The following is a 20,067-nucleotide window of genomic DNA, read 5'->3' as shown; positions in this document are numbered from 1 at the left end:
ACATACGCTTCCGCTAATCATTTTGTTTAGCGGAAGTTTTAATCTCTCAAAAAATGGCTTACAATCGCAGATCATTTCTAAAAACATCGGTAGCAGCAACCGCCGGTATTTCGCTGGCTGGGTTACCGTTAGTTTCATGTGCCAACAGATCTTTGGCTGATACAAAAAAGTATGGTTTACAGTTATACACAGTGCGTAATGATGTAGCAAAAAATCTGGCCGGCACATTAGATTATGTTGCAAAAGCTGGCTACTCACAAATAGAATTATATGGGTTTGATGGCAATACATTCTTTGGAAAATCACCGGCAGAGTTTAAAACCATGTTTGATGGTTTGAAATTAACCTCACCAAGTGGTCACTACAATTTTGGTCCAGTATTAACTGCAAACAATCTTGATTTCTGGAAGAAAGTAATTGAAGCAGGTAAAGTGATGGGCAACGAATACTTGACCATTCCCTGGTTAGATGCCAATCAACGTGGAGCAGATACACTTCCTAAACTTGTTGACCTGGTGAATAAAGCTGCTGAGCTCACCAAAGCTGCAGGTATGAAACTCGCTTATCATAACCACGATTTTGAATTTAAAAAATTAGATAATGGCAAATCGTTTTTGCAGGTATTGCTTGAAGGCACTGACCCATCAATGGTCGACTTTGAACTGGACATTTACTGGAGTTCATTCATGAATGAAAATGCAGTTGAATGGTTTAACAAATATCCGGGTCGCTTTACGCAATGGCATGTAAAGGATTCAACCGTTAATGCAAAAGGGCAAAAAGAAAGTACACAGGTTGGCGATGGCACTATTGACTTCACCAGCATTTTTGAGCATAAGAAAAAAGCTGGTCTTCGGTATGCATATGTAGAGCAGGAAGCCTACACAATGCCCGAAGAAGAGTGTATCAAGAAAAGTATCGCTTACATGAAAAAGAAAAACTGGGGCAACAGTTGATTTTTTCTCACCTTAATACAAAGCACAGGTAAAACGCCTGTGCTTTTTTTATTACATTCATTGTATGAAAAAGTTATTCTTTCTTTTCTTTCTGATAGCAACTGCATCTACAAATGCCCAGGATAAAAACGAACAACAAATTCTTGCAATCCTTGATGCACAAACCAAATACTGGAATGCGGGTGATCTTGAAAATTTCATGAAGGGTTATTGGAAAAGTGATTCACTGATGTTCATTGGTAAGAGTGGGGTTACTTATGGTTACAACAACACGTTAGAAAATTACAAGAAAGGATATCCATCAAGAGATGCAATGGGTATTCTTAAGTTCAATATTCTTAAAGTAGAAAAGATATCTGCTGATGCCTACTTTGTTGTTGGCAAGTGGTATTTAACAAGAGAAAAAGTGGGCGATGTGGGAGGACATTATACCTTACTATTTAAAAAAATAAAAGATGAATGGGTGATTGTGGCAGATCATAGTAGTTGATCACATCTTTCCCTTCCATAACCTGTAATAGAAATAGATCAGCCCTGCAAACGAGGCAAGAAAAATAATGTAGTAAATAATGTTTCCAAGGCGAGGTGCTCCTTCAAAAAAAGCCCAGTTAAGATATAAGCCAAAGGTCATGTGCAACAAGAGGAACAACATACCAACTGAAACGGTTTGAACGATCCGTTTTAAAAACTCCTGGGCTTCGGGTTCCATGCCACTCATAGAAATTAAATTTTACCGAAAGTTACGAACATAAAAAATGCTGTTGCAGTTTGTGCAACAGCATTGAAATGATTTTGGTTAGTTACAACGTAAACCTGATGGCAAAACCACCCCAGTTTCCATAAAACCCATTACGATCCCCACCCCCTAATTCAAAAGCGGGCTGCCAATCGAGAGCAAGGTTCAACGGGATGTTACTGAATTTATAATCAACCCCCACAACACCATCAATGCCCACTGCTGTAGAACGTTTGTATATACTTACGTGAGCACCAGGTCCAACATACCATTTCAGCGACCCTTCCGTACTAAGGTTACCATGAAATTCATATAAGCCGGTAATGCGTGTTCCATACCGGTCGAAATAACCGACAAGTTCTAAGGCATTATTCTCCTTTATAAATGTTTTGATTGACACACCCGCACCTGCCCACACTTTCACCCCAATAGCAGTTTTATATGTGTCACTGTTTGCAGTACTGTTCTGTGCCATTACAAAATTGAGAGATGCTACAAATAAAAGAGAGAGTAAGATTTTTTTCATCTGATGATTTTTTTATTAACTGATCTTAAGGATACATTGCATTTACCAGCGTTGCAAAAATAGTTATTTCACCAGCAGATTTTCAAATTGCGTACTGTCACCGCTAAATACATTGAAATCAACTTTACCAGGAATGCCGTTTACACGACCGCTTTCACTGTGCTGCCAGAAATGCCAGTCACGTTCAATTCGTGGAGCCAATGGCCGGAGATAATGCGCCACCCATAAAGGATATTCATCAAAGCCATCTTTTAAATATTGCCTGTAGAAATCTGCATTGGTATAAATAATGGGCTTTACACCATAAGCAAGTTCTGCAGCATACAAAAAAGCCTTTACACGTTGCTGTAAAATGGTTTTACTTACACCATAAGTTTGCTCCACATCAAGTACGGGTGGTAAGTCACCTTGTTCCAGCTTCACGCACTTTACAAAATTCTTTGCCTGTGCTGTTCCGTCTTTTGTGGCAATAAAAAAATGATATGCTCCACGGGTCATGCCTGCTTCCTTTGTCTTGCGCCAGTTGCGTCTAAAATGCAAATCAACACTGCCATTGCCTTCTGTTGCTTTAATAAATGCAAAACTGATCTGCACACCTTCCACGTTCATTCCTTTTACTGCCTCCCAGTTAATGATCTGCTGGTAGCGACTGACATCAATGCCATGCACCGAATATTTTGTGGGAATAGGAATACCAAACTCACGGTAACGGATCATACCAGCCTGCCGTTCGAGCCACCAGTTACGCACAACTAAAAAACCACCGCCTGCAAAAACAACAGCTATGATAAAAACAGGAAGATAGCGAAGCGATTTCTTTTTCTTTCGGGCCATACTCGGTTGCAAATCTAATTTCAACAAATAGAAAAACGGAATGAACAACGCTTTTTAATTTTTTATTGGGAAGGATTGCCACTACGGCGCTAACTATCTTTTCGCTTTATGTTTGCTGCAGCATTCTTATTTTGCAGCATGCTGTGGCTGCTGCTTACATTCATATTGTTGATCCCTTACGCAATACTGTTGTTATTGTATCGCCGCTGGTGGGGCAAATTAAAAACGACTACTGTTCCCGATTCGTTTACAGCCACTACAACTTTTACCATTCTTATTCCTGCCCGTAACGAAGAACAAAACATCGGCGGCTGTTTACAAAGTATTGAGCAGTTAAATTATCCGAAAGAATTGCTGCAGGTAATAGTGATCGACGATTTCAGTGATGACAGAACAGTTGGAGTCGTGAAACAATTTCCAGGTGTGCAGGTAATTGAATTAAAAGATCAGCTGAAAGAAAAGATCAACTCATATAAAAAGAAAGCAATTGAAGTGGGTGTTGAAAAAGCAACGGGCCATTACATTGTTACTACCGATGCAGATTGTACGGTGCCAGTGAACTGGCTTCGCAACTTTGCTTATATCATTCAACAAAAGCCGACTGTTTTTATTGCAGCGCCTGTTGCCATGAAAGAAGAAAGCTCAGCTATTAAATTATTTCAGTCGCTTGATTTTTTAAGTCTGCAGGGAATTACTGCTGCATCGGTAGGCGCAGGCTTTCACAGTATGTGCAATGGTGCCAATCTTTGTTACAGTAAAGAAGCATTTTACAAAGTAGATGGATTTAAAGGAGTGGACCATATTGCCAGTGGCGATGATATGCTGCTGATGCATAAATTGTACAAGCAATTTCCAAACGAAGTGCATTACTGCAAAGCTGCAGATAGCATTGTGCTTACGAATCCGGTTGATACGATCGCTGAGTTTTTCCGTCAACGGATACGTTGGGCGAGTAAAGCTGATAAATATGATGACAAACGCATTTTTTCAGTATTGCTGCTCGTGTACCTGTTGAATGCATTCTTGCTTATTCTTTTTATAGCAGCTTGTTTCAACAGCAGCTTATGGATATTGCTGGTGAACAGCCTGCTGTTTAAAACAGCTGTTGAACTTATTTTTCTTTTACCTGTTGCCGGCTTCTTCAAAAAAGAATTGTTATTGTTATGGTTCCCGATTGCACAGCCTTTTCATATTCTGTACACTGTTATTGCCGGATGGCTGGGTAAATTTGGTAAGTATGAATGGAAAGGAAGAACAGTGAAGTAGATGACAGAACTGGCCGCAAAGTTTTATTTTTAATCAATGTCCAACACAGAATATTCCTTTTCAAAAGTCTTTTGGAAAAAACTCCGCCGCAACAAAGGCGCTGTGTTTGGCTTAAGTATTATCGTGCTGGCATTGCTTACGGCTGTTCTTGCATATATCCTGGCGCCTGATGCTACTCCGGATGCAAATCGAATTATTGTTGAGATCGCTGCAAAAAAACCAGGGTATAAACAACAGTTCATCAAGATCGAAAAAGACAGGAAGACCAATACTTCATTATTTAGCAAACTATTCTTTGGCAAGGATGATAGTTACCAATACATTCCCATCAGCTCTCACAAACAAACCGGCAACAGGTACGATGTAGAAAAATTTATTGATGACGGTGTGAGTGAACCCATGACTTTTAAGTTCAACAGCAAACGTTCAGAAGATCGCATTGTCAGCAAAACCTTTTGGCTGGGCACTGATAAATTTGGCCGGGATATTTTAAGCAGGCTTATTGTTGGTGTGCGTGTGAGTTTAGGAGTTGGATTAATTGCCGTTGCCATTTCGCTCACCGTTGGTATTTTTCTAGGCGCCGTGGCGGGTTATTTTCGTGGCTGGATCGATGAAGCCATTCTTTGGCTCATCAACGTGGTATGGAGCATCCCTACTTTGTTGTTGGTGTTCGCCATTACCCTCGCCTTGGGCAAAGGTTTCTGGCAGGTGTTCATTGCCGTTGGCTTAACGCTTTGGGTAAACGTGGCCAGGCTGGTTCGAGGGCAGGTCCTCAGCATTCGTGAACTCAATTACATTGAAGCCACCAAGGCCATGGGCTTTTCAAATGCCCGAACCATTTTTAAACATATACTGCCAAACATTATGGGCCCGGTGATCGTAATTGCGGCCAGCAATTTTGCAAGCGCCATTGTGATCGAAGCCGGCTTGAGTTTCCTGGGCGTTGGCGTACAGGCACCGCAACCAAGCTGGGGGCTCATGATCAAAGAGAACTACAACTTTATTATTACCAACAATCCCATGCTGGCCATTGCGCCGGGCATTGCCATTATGTTGCTGGTGCTGGCTTTCAATTTACTGGGTAACGGGTTGAGGGATGTGTTGGATGTGAGGACTTAGACCCTGAGTGAGCGGGAGTCCTGAGCGCAGTCGAAGGATGTTGCCTGCTTTCATCGAGCGAAGTCGAGATGATAGCTCTTCACTAAGCCGCTTAGCCAGCCTTTGGGAAACTCACCGTGTTGCCATCAATCCTTATTGCTGTTAGCTTTCCCGATAAATCCTTATTTTTGATGGAATTGACCTGTAGTAAAGGATTTGAGCGTTGAATGGGTCAACAAGTGAAGAAGGATTTTGTGAGTAAGCTTTTGAATTAATGATCGTTTTTGTTGCGTCGAATGCAGACGTTGCAGTCTGCATCGAGACAGAATCGTCTCGACTCTTGTACTTGATTGTTCGTTGCTTTTTGGCAATGATCTTCAACATATCTACTGAATCTCAGGCTTTGACAGCTGCATAGCGAACAAAGCGTACAAGTGAGTGACACAACCAAAGCTTCTAAGACATTCCGCAGCTTGCCCATCCCTCTCTTCTTATTATTAACTATTAATCTCTCATAATAATGAGTTGTACAACTTGTAGTACGGGTAAACCGGGCGGTTGCAAAAGCAACGGTGGCTGCAGCACAGGTGGCTGTAACCGGTTAAATGTGCACGACTGGCTGGCGAACCTGCCATTCAGCGACCCGGATAGTGATTGCCGTATTGTTGAAGTAACCTTCAATAACGGAAGCCGAAAAGAATTTTACCGCAACAATACCTTGCAGACATTCACCAAAGGCGACATGGTGTCGGTGGAAGGTGTAAGTGGTTTTGATGTGGGCATGGTGAACATCAGCGGTGAAATGGTGCGTTTGCAGATGAAGAAAAAAGGCGTAAAGGAAGATAACCCTGATCTGAAAAAGATCATGCGCCGGGCCAATGAAATGGATCTGCAAAAATGGAGAGAAACCAAAGAGCGTGAAAAGCCAACACAGGTTCGGGCAAGGGCCATCATTATTCAACTGAAGCTGGATATGAAATTGATCGAGGTGGAATTTCAGGCCGATGGACGTAAGGCGACTTTCTATTATACTGCTGAAGACCGTGTTGATTTTCGTGAGCTCATCAAGATTTATGCAAGCGAATTCAAGATAAAGGTGGAGATGAAACAGATCGGTATTCGCCAGGAAGCGGCAAAGATTGGTGGCATTGGCAGTTGTGGAAGGGAACTTTGCTGCAGTAGCTGGCTCAGCGATTTCAAGAGCGTTACCACAACCATTGCCCGTTACCAGAATCTTACGATCAATCAAACAAAACTCAGCGGCCAGTGTGGTCGTTTGAAATGCTGTTTGAATTATGAGCTGGATACTTACTTAGATGCGCTGCAACAGTTCCCCAACAATGCCGATACCCTCGAGCTGACACGAGGAACTGCACAGCTGATCAAAAAAGATATTTTCAAAAACCTGATGTGGTATGTGTTGCCTGATAGCAACAAACAATATCCTGTGCCTATTGAGCGGGTGAAGGAGATCAGGTTCATGAATGTAAAAGGTCAACGTCCCGATGAGTTGGGCGCCATTGAACTTTCTCCGGCAAAAGCGGAAGAAAAGGAACATGCACATGTGGAGTTGGTGGGTCAGATCAGTTTACGTGCATTGGAGCGTAACAGCAAAAAGCGTAAAGACAAAGAACGCTCACAACAACAGCAGCAACGTCCGCAACAGCAGGGTGGACAAGGACAACAACAACGTCCGCCGCTACAACAAAGACCACAACAGCAGCGTCCGCAACAATCACAAGGTGGACAGCAAAATAAACAGGGTGGACAAGGACAACAACGTCCACCGCAACAACAAAGACCCCAGCAGCAAAACAGACCACCTCAACAACAGCGTGGTCCGCAGCAGCAACGTCCGCCACAACAGAATAAACCGCAACAACAAAACAGGCCGCAGATCGAAAAGAAAAAAGATCAACCGCCAACAAATGATAATGCGTAAGCAAATAAACCCCGACGAAAGTTGGGGTTTTGTTTTGGTTTGACTATTGGTTTAGTTTTGAATAAGCGATCCCTTTGCAACATTTCGTAACTTCCTTATATGCCCCGCTGGATGAAACGCTCCTTTCTTATTCTGGGAATTATTCTATTGCTCTGGCTCATCATGGCTCAAAGCTGTATGAAAATGCGCATGAGCGATAGTAAAGCCAAAGAAGAATTCAGCAACTCAGGTATTGTGTTAAAGACTGCAACAAAAGAGATCAAGGGATTTCCGTTGCATTATGCACAAACCGGCAGTGACACTTTACCAACGTTGTTATTTGTACATGGTACGCCCGGTAGTTGGGATGCATTTGCATCGTATCTCCGCAATAAAGAATTGTTGCAGCATTATAGAATTATCTCGATCGATCGTCCGGGTTTTGGTTACAGTGATTTTGGCAATGCCATGAACTTATCAGAACAAACAAAGATCATTACCGCATGGATGGATTCGATCAATAACAACAAACCGGTAATTCTTATCGGTCACAGTATGGGCGGGCCGCTCATTATAAAACTTGCTGCTTCACGACCACAATACACAAAAGCATTGGTGATACTTGCAGGTTCACAAGATCCTGCTGCCGAGAAACCCGAAAAGTGGAGGCCTGTTTTGTTTAAAACTCCGTTGAATTATCTGGTGCCAGGTGCCATGCGCCCAAGCAATGAAGAGCTGTGGTATTTAAAAAAAGATCTCGTTGATATGAAACCAGATTTTGAGAAGATCACCTGCCCGGTTTATATTCTGCATGGCGATAAAGATATGCTGGTGCCTTACAGCAATGTGGCCTACACACAAAAGATGCTAACAAAAACAGATTCAGTTTTCGTTACCACCTTCGAAAAGGAAAATCACTTTATTGTGTGGACGAGAGAGAAAGAGATTGTGGAGTTGTTGATGAAGTTAAAGTGAGAAGAGGGTCGGGACGCTGAAGCGGCCTGAACTGTATACGCAAGAGCAGGCGAGTTACTTCTTAAATACCGCTACTTCCTTTTAAAAATCCAATCGACTGTTGACAAGTCCTGAGGGAGGTGATCTGTACAGGAATTACCTTCACAAAAAGCAAGACTCCATCCGGATTTAAGTTGAATATAATACCCCCACCCAGGTTCTTTTGTAATATCCTTTCGCAAAATTTTATCTACTTCTCCTAAACTCATTCCAACACTGTACCCTTCTGGAGTGAGAAATTGTTTACTTCTCGTTGAAAGATATTGGGTATCACTTTTACTACCTACAAATTGAAATTCGATGTTATTAAAAAAGATGGTTTGGTAAGAACTAAATTGACTGCTTGACACAAGTATTGAACTATCCTTTGGGTATGCCAATAAAGCATATCCAGCTTTTGAATTCTTTTTTGAAACACTTGCACATGAAGCGTGTGATAAAATTGTAAATACCAAAATTACTTTTATAAAATTCATGCTACTGTTTTTTAAGGCACTACTTTAATTTAAGCTGTATTTTGAAAAGCTTGAATGCACTATTTCGTTCAGGTCGCATAAAGCGTCTTGGTCGTTATTTCTCCAACAACACTTTATACAACGCATCCTGCACCTTCCCCCGCACATTCATCGTTAATAGTTTTGTATTCGTTCCGCCTTCGGGATGAACTCGATTACTTAAAAAAATGTACACGATCTTATTCTCAGGATCGGCCCATACACCAGTGCCAGTATAACCGGTGTGTCCAAATGTAGAAGGCGACACACTCAATGCCGGATAAGGTTCTTTGCGTGTAGCATTATCTTTTTCCGGTTTATCAAAACCTAAACCACGTCGGCTGTTGGCACTACCGTAAGCAATAAACTTTTGTACGGTCTCTGGTTTAAAAAATGTTTGCTGACCAATTGTTCCACCATTGTTCAGCATCTGCATAATCACTGCTAATTCATAAGCTGTGCTGAACAAACCTGCATGACCGGCAATACCACCAAACATAGCAGCGCCGGGATCATGCACATCGCCACGTAATAATTGCCGGCGGAATTGCACTTCACGTTCGGTTGGCACAATGCGGTTGATGGGTATATGTTGTAACGGAAGAAATCCTGTTGCATCAAGATGCAGTGGTTCATAAAATGTTTTGCGTACATATTCATCCAGTGTCATTCCGGTGAGTTGCTCCACGATCTTCCCAAGAAAAATAAAATCATTATCGCTGTACACATATTTACCATTTGGCCCCATTTCACTTTGTAAAATGCGTTGATACATGGTATCACGCCAATCGTTACGCATATAAAAAGTATCGGCTACACGAATTGAAAAATCTTCACTGGGTCCGCTCGTGTACAAGCTGTCCGTAGGGATACCCGTAACTGTGTCCATTGTTTCTTTGAAAAAAGGTATCCACGATTTTAATCCTGCCTGGTGTAGCAAAATATCTTCAATGATGAGATCTTGTTTATTCGTACCCTTCACCCATGGTAAATAATAACCGAGTTTTTGTTTGAGATCAAGCTTGCCTTCTTCATACAACTTCATGACTGAAATATTGGTAGCACAGATCTTGGTAACAGATGCCATGTCGAATACCGATTCCAAAGTCATTGGTTCGAGTTGATCATAAGTATAATGGCCGTACGCTTTTTCAAACATGATCTTCCCATCTTTCACTGCAAGCACCACACAGCCGGGCATAGCTTTTTTTTGAATGGCATCGGCTACAATAGAATCAACTGTTGCAAATTTTGTTTCCGGCAACAAGTTGCGTTCAAGGTCACCTGTTGCAGGCAACACATATTCCAGGCCGATACCGTACTTGATGTTCTCACAAACTGTTACCGGAAGTTTGCCCATCGGCTGTTGTTTACCAACGATGACATCAAATGCGGCGGCTTGTGTATACGAATCATCCTCATAACAAACAATACTGTTCTTTACGTTGCAAAAATTCTTTAATGCATAAGGATTTCCAAAAAGCACTAAAGCTGATTGTGGTAATTCCGCCAGTTTATTTGCCAACTGCAATGCCGATGAACTGATGCCGAAATTATTTTGGGGACGTCGACTGTAATTATGCAAACCAATCACTACATGACTGTAGTTCTGTTTGATCAATTCAATTAACGATAAAATTCTGCCTGCATCATTTTTATAAGAGAAGAAGAAAACATCCGCTTTCAGCTCATCTTTCATCTTTTGCGTAATAACATTTGAAGCTGTAATACCAATAGCCACATAAGCAATTTTCTTCTCTGTATGCGTTGCTTTCCCCATGAACGATAATGCAGCAGATGAAAGTGGCAATAACTTTTGTTCATTCCTTACCAATGTAACAGAACGTTGCGCCACTTGCTTTCGGAAAGCATCGGTGCTGCGGTTAAGATCATCAACAAGATTGTTTGTATCGATGGGATTTAAATCACCAAGACCGTATAAATATTTTGCCATCAGCACACGATGCACACGACTGTTCAAATCATCCCAGCTAAGTTTTTTCTTTTTGACAGCTGCTTTTACTTTTTTAATAGCTGCAGGAATATCTGAAGGCAAACAAAGCAGATCATTTCCGGCGATCAATGATTGAACACTTGCAGCACCGTCAGGATAAAACTTTTTTACGCCCTGCATTTCCAACGCATCTGTAAATGTGAGTCCTTTATATCCAAGTTCTTCACGCAAAAGTTTTGTTACGTTGTTATACGATAATGATGTTGCCTGGTTCTTTGTATTATCGATAGCGGGAATATATAAATGCCCGATCATTACACTTCCCACACCATTTTCAAACAACTCACGAAAAGGATATAACTCTAATGAATCTAATTGTGGTTTTGTTTTGTTGATGATTGGCAGATCGTAATGACTATCTGTTTCAGTATCACCATGACCCGGAAAATGTTTTGCACATGCCATCACACCCATATCCTGCATGCCTTGCATTACTCTTGTGCCAAACAATGCAACTTTGTAACGGTCTTCACCAAAAGAACGATCATTGATCACGGGGTTATTGGGGTTATTATTTACATCAACAACTGGTGCAAAATTTACCTGTATGCCCATGCGCTTACATTGCTCGCCTAAAATTTTTCCATAATCATATGCAAGTGATGCGTTCTGCACAGCGCCCAACATCAATTGACGTGGTAACGATACAACACTATCTAAACGCATACCCAAACCCCACTCACCATCAATGGTGATCATCAAGGGAGTTTTAGCGATGCTTTGATAAAAGTTGGTGAGGTTAGCTTGGCGAACAGGACCCCCCTGGAAAAAACAAAGTCCGCCCACATTATATTTCTGGATAAGATCAGTTACCTGTTTTACATGCGCTGCTCCAAGATTACTGTGTGCACGAATGATCATGAGCTGAGCAATACGCTGATCGTTGTTCAGGGTTTGCATCACACTATCGGCCCAACGCTTTGCTTTTTCTTCTTTTGTTTGTGCGGTTATGGCAAGCTGAGCGATCACAAACGAGAGTACCAAGGTTAATTTCTTCATGTAAGTTTTCTGCTTTTTTCGATCCGCTTAAAGGTAACGAATTATCCTTCGACGGTTGGTTGAAGTAACGTAAATTTGCCGTTTCAAAACACAGAAGCGTACGTGCCGGATATCATTCAATTATTGCCCGATCATATTGCGAACCAGATTGCAGCAGGCGAGGTTATTCAACGCCCTGCCAGTGCAGTGAAGGAATTATTGGAAAATGCAGTTGACGCAGGTGCAACAGAAATACAACTGGTCATTAACGATGCCGGCAAACAATTGTTGCAGGTAATTGATAATGGCGGCGGCATGAGTGAAACAGATGCACGCATGGCTTTTGAACGACATGCTACTTCCAAAATCAAAGAAATTGATGACCTCTTCCGCATTAAAACAATGGGCTTTCGTGGTGAAGCACTAGCTTCCATTGCAGCTGTTGCACAAGTGGAAGTAAAAACCAAACGTGCGGAAGATAGTGCAGGCACTTATATTGAAATTGAAAACAGTGTTGTAAAAAAGCAGGAACCTGTTGCAACCATCAATGGTACCAGCATTGCCATGAAGAATTTATTCTTCAATGTTCCTGCACGCAGAAATTTTTTGAAAAGTAATGCAGCCGAAATGCGTCATATTGTTGATGAGTTCATTCGTGTGAGCATGGCTTACCCTGATATTTTCTTTTCGCTTAGTGCAAATGGTCAGCAGATGTTTCACCTCGACAGAGGCACGTTGAAACAACGGATTGTTCAGTTGCTCGGCAATCAATACAATGCAAAGCTGGTTTCGGTTGAAGAGCAAACCGATTACATGAATATTTATGGCTTTATTGGTAAACCCGACACAGCCAAGAAAACGAGAGGTGATCAATACTTTTTTGTGAACCATCGTTTTATAAAGAGTGCATATCTCAACCATGCTGTAGCTGGTGCTTTCCAGGAAATGATCGCTACTGATAGTTTTCCGACGTATGTATTGTTTATTGACCTTGATCCTGCGCAGGTAGATATTAATGTCCACCCAACAAAACAGGAAATAAAATTTGAAGATGAAAAGATCGTGTATGCATTTGTGCAATCGGCAGTGAAACACGCATTGGCACAGTTCAGCATTACACCAACACTTGATTTTGATCTTGACCCAACCATTCAACAACTCGATGCAGTAAGCAAGCCGTTTACCAGTGAGCAAAAATCACAGGCTTCTTCTTCTTCTCTATACAATACGTTCACACAAAAACATGCTGCACATAAAATTGATCCGCAGCAAAAGAGTGAGCTGAAACATTGGCGTGAATTTTATGAGCCTGCAAAGACCACAGACCATGGACAACAGACGACTGTTGGTTCTGCAGCGGATATTTCATTGCACAACAGTCAGCCGAAATTTGTTTTGCCCGACCAGGATTTTACGCAGCTTCATCAAACCTATGTATTAGCTGCAACAACAAAGGGTATGATGATCATTCACCAGCAAAATGCACATGAGCGTGTGCTGTATGAACGTTATCTTGCTGCTGCCGATGGAAAAGCAATTGCTGCACAAAGCAGTTTGTTTCCAGCCACGCTTCATCTTTCAACTGCAGATGCAGTATTGTTAGGTGAATTGAGTGATGAACTAAAGCAACTTGGTTATCTCATTGAGCCATTTGGAAAAGATACATTTGTTATTCAAGGCACCCCGGCTGATGTAGACCAGGGTAATGAAGCAATTGCGATCGAACTATTATTAGAACAGTTCAAGCATTACACCAGTGATCTGAAGTTTTCCAAACGTGAAAAGCTCATTCGCTCATTGGCGAAGCAACATAGCATTAAAGCCGGTCGTTCGCTTACGCAAAAAGAAATGAAACAATTAGTAGAAGATCTGTTCAACTGTGCCCAGCCAAATGCAACATCAAATGGATTTCCGGTATATATGGAAATTAAAAAAGATGAGTTGGAGAAAATGTTTGGGCGATAACAACCCTGGGCGAAGTCAAAGGGTGTGGTGTTTTATATCGAGCGATAGTCGAGATACAAAATATTAAAAGAGCAAGCCGAAAGCTTGCTCTTTAATATTACTTCTCTTTCAGCAATCTCTTTAATTCACTTTCTGAAACTTACTGGTACAAACCTGGTCACCTACTTTCACTTCGAGTGTATAATAACCCGGTGCTAATGTGGTAACGGGTAAAGTAAACGTATTTACACCCGGTACTGCATTCAGGTAAAAAATGGCTTTGCGCATACCAGTCATATCAAGTATCGAAGCTACAACTGGCTTCGGCATTTCAACCTGCACTTTAAACTGAATGTTTGTGATAGCAGGATTAGGCGTTATTTGCAGATGACATTCCCTCGGAACATAAGTAATACGAACGTAATCGCAATTTTCTTTTACGCATCCGTTTGCAGTTGTTGCACGCAGACAAACTTTGTAATAGCCAGTATCCTGGAAAATATATATTGGGTCATTTGTATTGATCTTGATCGGTGTAGTTGAGTTGTTTCTCCAGATCGTCCAGCTTTGTGATGTAATTGGTTGATTGCCCACAGCAGTAAACTTCACCGCATTGTTGTTTGGTGGGTTCATGCGTTGCATTTCAAACTTCAAGGTTGTTTGGTCACAATTCAATACACCAATAACAACTTCCTTACAAGTAGTGAAAGCACAGTTATCTGCACGATACACAGTTAAACAAATTTTATATGTACCGGGCCGGTCATATTTATGGGTGGCGTTTGCACCTAAGGCACCTGTACCATCACCAAAAGACCAGGTATATTTTATATTCGTATTAATCGTATCGGCTTTAAAATAAAATGTGTTTATACTCGAACTGGTTTGATGAATTGTAAACCTGCTGAGAGGTTCGCAACTTTCATAAGGAAGAAGAGTTACTTCTTTGCAAACTTCTTTCACACAACCAGCAAAATATTCAATACGCAAACAAACCTTGTAAGTGCCGGGTTGCTGGTACAGATGCAACGGACTATATTCTGTACTGTAAGTGCCATCACCAAAACTCCATTTTGTACTAAGCGGTGCAAGTGTTAGTGGCGAGGGGAATGGATTGAACTTGACACCACGCATCGGATGCGCATTATCCATCACCCAGGTAAAGCCAGCATCGAAATTGCAATCACCTATACGTACTTCTTTACAAATCTCCCGAATGCAGGTATTGTTTACCATCACGACAAGGCAAACTTTATATACACCTGCTTTTGCATAAACATGAGCAGGGTTAACATCATTGCCGGACGTACCATCGCCAAAATTCCATTTATAAATAACAGCTGCGCCGGTAGAGTTACCCTGCGATTGATTAATGAAAAATACTTTAGATGGATTTGCAGAATCTTTTCGCCACTCAAATTGCGCTCTCACAAAATCGCAGAGTGTTGCGGTTATGCTGAATTCCTTAACAGCAGAGTCATAGCATTTCAGGACTGTATCCTTTATATAATGCACGACCCGGTAATTACCTGCAGGATAAGTATGCGAGGGGCTGGCTCCGTCGCCTACCTGGCCATCGCCAAATCGCCATTGATGTACCAGTGGTGAATTAGTTGTTGTAGCTGAAGTGAATTTGACGGTATTGCCATTAATCACATACTGAAAAGCAGCTTTGCCTTTACAAGGATTATCCTGCGCCATGGATGTAAATGCAATCAACAGGATAATGATAGAGTAAAATAACTGCTTCATAATACAACGTTTTGGGTCCGCATCAGGAAGGAAATCGGCGGATATGGGTGAACAATCTAAACGCTGTGACGGATTTATCCACCACAGGTTTAATGGTTTCGAAAATATTTGTTGAAAATTGATTGCTGTTGCTGCCTAATCAGCCCTTAACCCCTTTACAAACATCTCCACTGCCCTACGCACTGCCGTTGCTGAGGTATTATGATTGTTGACAATAACAGAAAACACCAACAACTTATTTTTTTGCGTGATAAGATAACCACTCAAAGCCAAATGCCCGGTGAGTGATCCTGTTTTTGCAAAGATGAAACCGGCATCGTCCACATAATAATTACGCAACGTGCCTGTGTTGCCGGTTGGCATAATTCTCTTCAATCTTTCCAATCCAAATTCATCTTTCATCTTCATCAGCAGCCACACAAAATCTTCGGGTGTAAATAAATTGTAACGACTGAGCCCGCTTCCATCAACCCATTTTGGTTTTTGGGGAAAGCCACTCAGATCATTTTTCAACAAATGTGCAATGAGTTTTTGTTCATCCATTTCACCAAACAGTTGGTTGCTCACCATCATCAATGTTTGCTCGGCAAAGAAATTGTCGCTGCGGTACATCAGTGGTTTATACATCGAATCAACCGGCCGGGAATAAATGATTTCAGGATTCGAAATTTTAAACCCTTCGGTAGTGATGGTTTGATGCACGGTATCTTTCAGCAACTCCAATGCAGATTGCAAACCATTCGTTACAAACGGCACTTCCAATTCTTTCTTCAATTCTTTTCCTTCGGTGATCGTGTATTTATTTTCTGTACGTGGCCTTGTAACATCAAACGCAGCAACCTTACCTGTTTTAAATTGCACATCCCAGTTTATTTCAGGATCAGTGAAGACAATTCCCGATGTATCCATCTTACCCTCACGTTCTTCCACATTGCGCTGCTGTATCCATATTATGTAGTTACCATATACAGGAAGCGGACTACGTTCTGTCATATAATAACCGAGATAATCGTCCCATGCCCAGCCATAACCAAGCGCTTCGGCTTTCCAGTTGCGGTTATTAATAACGATGGGCTTTGTTTGCTTCTTTAAAAAATCCACTACCGGTTGCGTTTTATAATCAGCATGCAACAATGTTGGGTCGCCTGTTGCCTGTATGTAAACGGTGTCGCCTTCTTCTTTGTATTGCAGACCGGGTAACTGTGTTCCCAGGTATTTCATGCCAGCATATAAGGTTGGCAGCTTTGTATTGCTCGCCGGTACAAAATATTTGTTGCTGTTATGTTGATATAAATATTTACCGCTTTCAGCATCGTAAACAGCAATACCCACAAATGCGTTGGTCAATGCAGAATCATTAATGAGTTTTTTTTGTAATGGTGAAACTGTTGCCTGTTTTTGTACAGTACATGAAACAAGGAACACAGCCACAAAAAGAAAATTCATGCATTTCGAAATAGAGAACATCCGCATATGATTTAAGGATAAATATACATTGTTTCGTTGGGTCGGAATAGCAATGCCCTACTTATGCCTATTGATAATTTTGCTCTAACCGAAATAAGTATGGCATACCTTGCACACTGTGACATTGAAAGAAAAAACATATCGTGCCTGTTGTGAATTGGTACAGCAAAAGATCGATGCAGTACAAAAAAACCTGCACGATTTAAGTGATAGTGCCGGCAATGAAACCAAACGAACTGCGGGCGATAAACATGAAACTGCACTTGCTATGCTTCAGATTGAACAAGAGAATAACAGTCGGCAATTAAAAGAACTGTTGCAGCAAAAAGCAATACTCGAAAAACTCGACGCTTCAATACAAAATGAAATGGCTGTTCGTGGAAGTCTTGTTCATACAAACAACGGAATCTTTTATATCAGTCTTGGTTTAGGCAAACTGAAAGTAGACGAGGCAACTGTATTCGCAGTTTCCCCTGAAGCACCTTTGGGAAAATTAATGCTTATGAAGAAAGTTGGCGAAGAGTTTAGCTTTAATAATGTTGACTATAGCATTCTGAAGGTGGAATAGTTTGCATTGCCACTAAGTCCCGAAAACGCAAAGAACACAAAGTAGAAACTATCTCTGACAACAAGTTTTCTTATCTGCTCTATGCTCTGCCTTCTTTGTGCTGCTTCCTGTCTTTATGTCTTCGTGGCAAACTAGTGATCAACAAAATCAATCTCTCTCCTGCGCTCTCAACCAACGTTCCGGCATTTCACTATGAATCGCTAACTGGTAATCGCTGGCACTGCACGCAATAAACTTTCTATTCGGCATCTGCATCCACCAACGACCTGTCTTATGACTACGTAAGAATAATACATCCGCTTCGTTGATCGTGGTGTGGTATTCGCTGAACTGGTGACGATCTTCCAAAGCCGCTTCTGTTTTGCCTTTGCTCAACCCATCAATAAAATACCAGATCATTTGGGATATCTGGATGGCTGTTAATTCATCCACATCCAGCTTTGGATTGTATCCATAAATGCCCAACGTACTCAGCTGATCGCTCATGCCTGCATAACGGGTGAGGGTACAAATATCCTGTCCGTTTAACCCATTGGGTGAAGTGCGGTTGGCAGGCGCATAAGCATTGGCCATCGCCGTAATATCAATACTCAGCATATCGCTGCTGCGGATCACCGGTTCCATTTCTTCCAATGCATCTTTCACCACACCCACACGAAAACAATCGAAACGCAGGCGATCCATTGTTTGCAATATGGCCGGATGCACATAATAACTCTGGAAGGCCATGTGATTGTAATGTCGAATGAAGTTTGGTTCACCCGTCAGCATTTCCATCAAAAAGTTTTCGCTTCGCAATGGTGTTTCGTTGCTCAGGTTTATGAACGCATCAATACAACTTGCTTCAATGATCTGCTGGCGTTGCACATAAGCTCCATACTGAGCCATTGTAAGATCATGACTGCCGCCCAGAATAAGTACCGTCTTTTTTGCATCAACTAATTCTTTGATCACCGCTTTGGCAGCAGCATAAGTATCTTTTAAGGAAGCTCCCGCTGCAACATTACCAATGTCGGCGATCTTTACATCAGGATGCCAATTATATAAACGATATAAATTCTTACGGATAACTGTTGGAGCATCGCTTGATGATACACCATTTCCTGTTCCCCGTTCTTCTGTTATTCCCAGTATCACCAGGTCCACCTGTTCAAGATCCGGAAAAAGAAATGCATAGGTTTGGATATGCCGGCCCAGCTGCGCCTCATTCAACTCTTCATCGCCCAATACTGCTGAAAGATCAACCGGCTGCAAAAAATCTTCAATCATCTGTGAATCACTCATGTGTTTTCGTTTCGGTGGCAAACATAACAAAAAGAAGTACGAGGTACGAAGTAAGAAGTGCGAAAATCCAAATCCTTTCTTCTTCTTCCAAATCACTCAAATCCACCCAAATCGTGGTTCAGACCTTATCTTTGCGGCATGGAACAGGTGTTACAACAGATTGAAACATTTAAGAAAGAAATTGAAACCTTGCAGATCGACAGTGCGAAGGCATTGGAAGAGTACCGCATTAAATTTCTTGGCACCAAAGGGTTGGTGAAAGCGCTCATGGGCGAAATGAAAAATGTGGCCAACGAGCAGAAGAAAGCGTTTGGCCAGAGCATGAACGAATTCAAACAGTTTGCTGAAGCGAAATACGAAGAGTGGAGAGCGTTGACAGGAAACGGCACAGATGATACAACAGCTAAAGTTGACTTGACTTTGCCCGGCGATGCGTTGCCAATCGGCAGCCGTCACCCCATCAGTCTTATGCGCAATCGCATGGTGAATATTTTCCAGCGCCTGGGTTTCTCTGTTGCTGAAGGACCGGAGATCGATGATGATTTCCACAACTTCACTGCTCTTAACTTGCCCGAAAATCATCCTGCCCGTGATATGCAGGATACGTTTTATATCAGCACCGATCCTGCATGGCTCCTGCGCACGCACACCAGCAATGTGCAGATCCATGAAATGCAGAAAGGCAAATTGCCCATCCGCATTATTACACCGGGTCGTGTGTATCGTAACGAAACCATCAGTGCAAGAAGTCATTGCTTCTTTCACCAGATCGAAGGTTTGTATGTGGATGAGAAAGTGAGCTTTGCCGATCTCAAACAAACACTCTACTTCTTTGTGCAGGAAATGTTTGGTAAAGATGTGAAAGTCCGTTTCCGCCCTTCTTACTTTCCGTTCACCGAGCCCAGTGCTGAAATGGACATCAGTTGTTTGTTGTGTAACGGCGAAGGTTGCAGTGTGTGCAAGAAAACAGGCTGGTTAGAAATTCTTGGTTGCGGCATGGTGCATCCGAAAGTGTTGGAGAACTGCGGCATCGACAGTAATAAATATTCAGGCTTTGCATTTGGTATGGGCATCGAACGTCCTGCATTGCTGAAGTATGGCATAAAAGATATCCGCCTGTTCAGTGAGAATGATGTGCGGTTTTTGAAACAGTTTACGGGAGCGGTGTAAAACAGTTTTAAGTTCTGAGTTGTAAGTTTTAGGTTACAAACGAAT

At 41.8% G+C, this 20,067-nt stretch carries 17 protein-coding genes; 9 read left to right on the top strand and 8 right to left on the bottom strand.

Annotation, left to right across the window (positions count from 1 at the left end):
* Window positions 1-53: 53 nt before the first annotated feature.
* Both ACO1QW_RS20660 and ACO1QW_RS20655 read left to right on the top strand, forming a co-directional pair.
* A complete protein-coding gene (locus ACO1QW_RS20660; protein ID WP_486261390.1) occupies window positions 54-956 on the top strand; it encodes a TIM barrel protein in 903 nt (300 codons plus the stop codon).
* 64 nt (window positions 957-1,020) lie between these two features.
* Window positions 1,021-1,446: a YybH family protein gene (locus ACO1QW_RS20655; protein WP_486261388.1), complete on the top strand. Its 426-nt coding sequence runs from the start codon at window positions 1,021-1,023 to the stop codon at window positions 1,444-1,446.
* Here ACO1QW_RS20655 and ACO1QW_RS20650 read toward each other — a convergent pair whose 3' ends face one another.
* From ACO1QW_RS20650 to ACO1QW_RS20640, 3 genes are all read right to left on the bottom strand, one after another.
* Window positions 1,447-1,674: a hypothetical protein gene (locus ACO1QW_RS20650; RefSeq protein WP_486261386.1), complete on the bottom strand. Its 228-nt coding sequence runs from the start codon at window positions 1,672-1,674 to the stop codon at window positions 1,447-1,449.
* Window positions 1,675-1,756: 82 nt separating this feature from the next.
* Window positions 1,757-2,218, bottom strand: coding sequence for a hypothetical protein (locus ACO1QW_RS20645; protein WP_486261384.1), 462 nt, complete (start codon window positions 2,216-2,218; stop codon window positions 1,757-1,759).
* A gap of 63 nt (window positions 2,219-2,281) precedes the next feature.
* Window positions 2,282-3,052, bottom strand: a complete 771-nt coding sequence (locus ACO1QW_RS20640; protein WP_486261382.1) for a glycoside hydrolase family 25 protein — start codon at window positions 3,050-3,052, stop codon at window positions 2,282-2,284.
* Between the two features lie 138 nt (window positions 3,053-3,190).
* Here ACO1QW_RS20640 and ACO1QW_RS20635 point away from each other — a divergent pair, with 138 nt between their 5' ends.
* From ACO1QW_RS20635 to ACO1QW_RS20620, 4 genes are all read left to right on the top strand, one after another.
* The gene (locus ACO1QW_RS20635; protein WP_486261380.1) at window positions 3,191-4,318 is read left to right on the top strand and encodes a glycosyltransferase; all 1,128 of its coding nucleotides are present in this window, start codon (window positions 3,191-3,193) and stop codon (window positions 4,316-4,318) included.
* Window positions 4,319-4,354: 36 nt separating this feature from the next.
* Window positions 4,355-5,437 (top strand): ABC transporter permease, encoded by a 1,083-nt coding sequence (locus tag ACO1QW_RS20630; protein WP_486261378.1) that lies wholly within the window; start codon window positions 4,355-4,357, stop codon window positions 5,435-5,437.
* A 499-nt stretch (window positions 5,438-5,936) separates the two neighbouring features.
* The gene (locus tag ACO1QW_RS20625; RefSeq protein WP_486261376.1) at window positions 5,937-7,358 is read left to right on the top strand and encodes a PSP1 domain-containing protein; all 1,422 of its coding nucleotides are present in this window, start codon (window positions 5,937-5,939) and stop codon (window positions 7,356-7,358) included.
* A 99-nt stretch (window positions 7,359-7,457) separates the two neighbouring features.
* Window positions 7,458-8,312: an alpha/beta fold hydrolase gene (locus tag ACO1QW_RS20620; protein ID WP_486261374.1), complete on the top strand. Its 855-nt coding sequence runs from the start codon at window positions 7,458-7,460 to the stop codon at window positions 8,310-8,312.
* 71 nt (window positions 8,313-8,383) lie between these two features.
* Here ACO1QW_RS20620 and ACO1QW_RS20615 read toward each other — a convergent pair whose 3' ends face one another.
* Together ACO1QW_RS20615 and ACO1QW_RS20610 are read right to left on the bottom strand one after the other, a co-directional pair.
* On the bottom strand, window positions 8,384-8,827 hold the full coding sequence (locus tag ACO1QW_RS20615) for a hypothetical protein (RefSeq protein ID WP_486261372.1): 444 nt from the start codon (window positions 8,825-8,827) through the stop codon (window positions 8,384-8,386).
* A gap of 94 nt (window positions 8,828-8,921) precedes the next feature.
* Window positions 8,922-11,858: a serine hydrolase domain-containing protein gene (locus ACO1QW_RS20610; RefSeq protein WP_486261370.1), complete on the bottom strand. Its 2,937-nt coding sequence runs from the start codon at window positions 11,856-11,858 to the stop codon at window positions 8,922-8,924.
* A gap of 102 nt (window positions 11,859-11,960) precedes the next feature.
* Between ACO1QW_RS20610 and mutL the strand changes: the two genes are divergently transcribed.
* Window positions 11,961-13,802: a DNA mismatch repair endonuclease MutL gene (gene mutL, locus ACO1QW_RS20605; RefSeq protein WP_486261368.1), complete on the top strand. Its 1,842-nt coding sequence runs from the start codon at window positions 11,961-11,963 to the stop codon at window positions 13,800-13,802.
* A 120-nt stretch (window positions 13,803-13,922) separates the two neighbouring features.
* On the opposite strand, the gene ACO1QW_RS20600 is transcribed toward mutL, so the two are convergent.
* On the bottom strand, window positions 13,923-15,533 hold the full coding sequence (locus ACO1QW_RS20600) for a PKD domain-containing protein (protein WP_486261366.1): 1,611 nt from the start codon (window positions 15,531-15,533) through the stop codon (window positions 13,923-13,925).
* A gap of 135 nt (window positions 15,534-15,668) precedes the next feature.
* Window positions 15,669-16,979 (bottom strand): D-alanyl-D-alanine carboxypeptidase/D-alanyl-D-alanine-endopeptidase, encoded by a 1,311-nt coding sequence (locus ACO1QW_RS20595; protein ID WP_486261364.1) that lies wholly within the window; start codon window positions 16,977-16,979, stop codon window positions 15,669-15,671.
* A gap of 145 nt (window positions 16,980-17,124) precedes the next feature.
* On the opposite strand from ACO1QW_RS20595, the gene ACO1QW_RS20590 reads away from it, so the two are divergent.
* On the top strand, window positions 17,125-17,568 hold the full coding sequence (locus tag ACO1QW_RS20590; protein ID WP_486261363.1) for a hypothetical protein: 444 nt from the start codon (window positions 17,125-17,127) through the stop codon (window positions 17,566-17,568).
* A gap of 147 nt (window positions 17,569-17,715) precedes the next feature.
* Here ACO1QW_RS20590 and ACO1QW_RS20585 read toward each other — a convergent pair whose 3' ends face one another.
* Window positions 17,716-18,852, bottom strand: coding sequence for a formimidoylglutamase (locus ACO1QW_RS20585; RefSeq protein ID WP_486261361.1), 1,137 nt, complete (start codon window positions 18,850-18,852; stop codon window positions 17,716-17,718).
* 138 nt (window positions 18,853-18,990) lie between these two features.
* On the opposite strand from ACO1QW_RS20585, the gene pheS reads away from it, so the two are divergent.
* Window positions 18,991-20,022 (top strand): phenylalanine--tRNA ligase subunit alpha, encoded by a 1,032-nt coding sequence (gene pheS, locus ACO1QW_RS20580; protein WP_486261359.1) that lies wholly within the window; start codon window positions 18,991-18,993, stop codon window positions 20,020-20,022.
* Window positions 20,023-20,067 lie beyond the last annotated feature (45 nt).

It is taken from the genome of Lacibacter sp., assembly GCF_057361365.1.
This window is presented reverse-complemented; position numbering and strand designations above follow the sequence as displayed.

What these genes read in the sequence shown, in the direction of transcription:
- ACO1QW_RS20615 (WP_486261372.1), bottom strand. Translation starts at nt 8,827, where the DNA reads ATGAATTTTATAAAAGTAATTTTGGTATTTACAATTTTATCACACGCT.
- ACO1QW_RS20640 (WP_486261382.1), bottom strand. Translation starts at nt 3,052, where the DNA reads ATGGCCCGAAAGAAAAAGAAATCGCTTCGCTATCTTCCTGTTTTTATC.
- ACO1QW_RS20650 (WP_486261386.1), bottom strand. Translation starts at nt 1,674, where the DNA reads ATGAGTGGCATGGAACCCGAAGCCCAGGAGTTTTTAAAACGGATCGTT.
- ACO1QW_RS20635 (WP_486261380.1), top strand. Translation starts at nt 3,191, where the DNA reads ATGCTGTGGCTGCTGCTTACATTCATATTGTTGATCCCTTACGCAATA.
- ACO1QW_RS20595 (WP_486261364.1), bottom strand. Translation starts at nt 16,979, where the DNA reads ATGAATTTTCTTTTTGTGGCTGTGTTCCTTGTTTCATGTACTGTACAA.
- ACO1QW_RS20620 (WP_486261374.1), top strand. Translation starts at nt 7,458, where the DNA reads ATGCCCCGCTGGATGAAACGCTCCTTTCTTATTCTGGGAATTATTCTA.
- ACO1QW_RS20655 (WP_486261388.1), top strand. Translation starts at nt 1,021, where the DNA reads ATGAAAAAGTTATTCTTTCTTTTCTTTCTGATAGCAACTGCATCTACA.
- ACO1QW_RS20660 (WP_486261390.1), top strand. Translation starts at nt 54, where the DNA reads ATGGCTTACAATCGCAGATCATTTCTAAAAACATCGGTAGCAGCAACC.
- ACO1QW_RS20600 (WP_486261366.1), bottom strand. Translation starts at nt 15,533, where the DNA reads ATGAAGCAGTTATTTTACTCTATCATTATCCTGTTGATTGCATTTACA.
- ACO1QW_RS20610 (WP_486261370.1), bottom strand. Translation starts at nt 11,858, where the DNA reads ATGAAGAAATTAACCTTGGTACTCTCGTTTGTGATCGCTCAGCTTGCC.
- ACO1QW_RS20625 (WP_486261376.1), top strand. Translation starts at nt 5,937, where the DNA reads ATGAGTTGTACAACTTGTAGTACGGGTAAACCGGGCGGTTGCAAAAGC.
- ACO1QW_RS20585 (WP_486261361.1), bottom strand. Translation starts at nt 18,852, where the DNA reads ATGAGTGATTCACAGATGATTGAAGATTTTTTGCAGCCGGTTGATCTT.
- pheS (WP_486261359.1), top strand. Translation starts at nt 18,991, where the DNA reads ATGGAACAGGTGTTACAACAGATTGAAACATTTAAGAAAGAAATTGAA.
- ACO1QW_RS20645 (WP_486261384.1), bottom strand. Translation starts at nt 2,218, where the DNA reads ATGAAAAAAATCTTACTCTCTCTTTTATTTGTAGCATCTCTCAATTTT.
- ACO1QW_RS20630 (WP_486261378.1), top strand. Translation starts at nt 4,355, where the DNA reads ATGTCCAACACAGAATATTCCTTTTCAAAAGTCTTTTGGAAAAAACTC.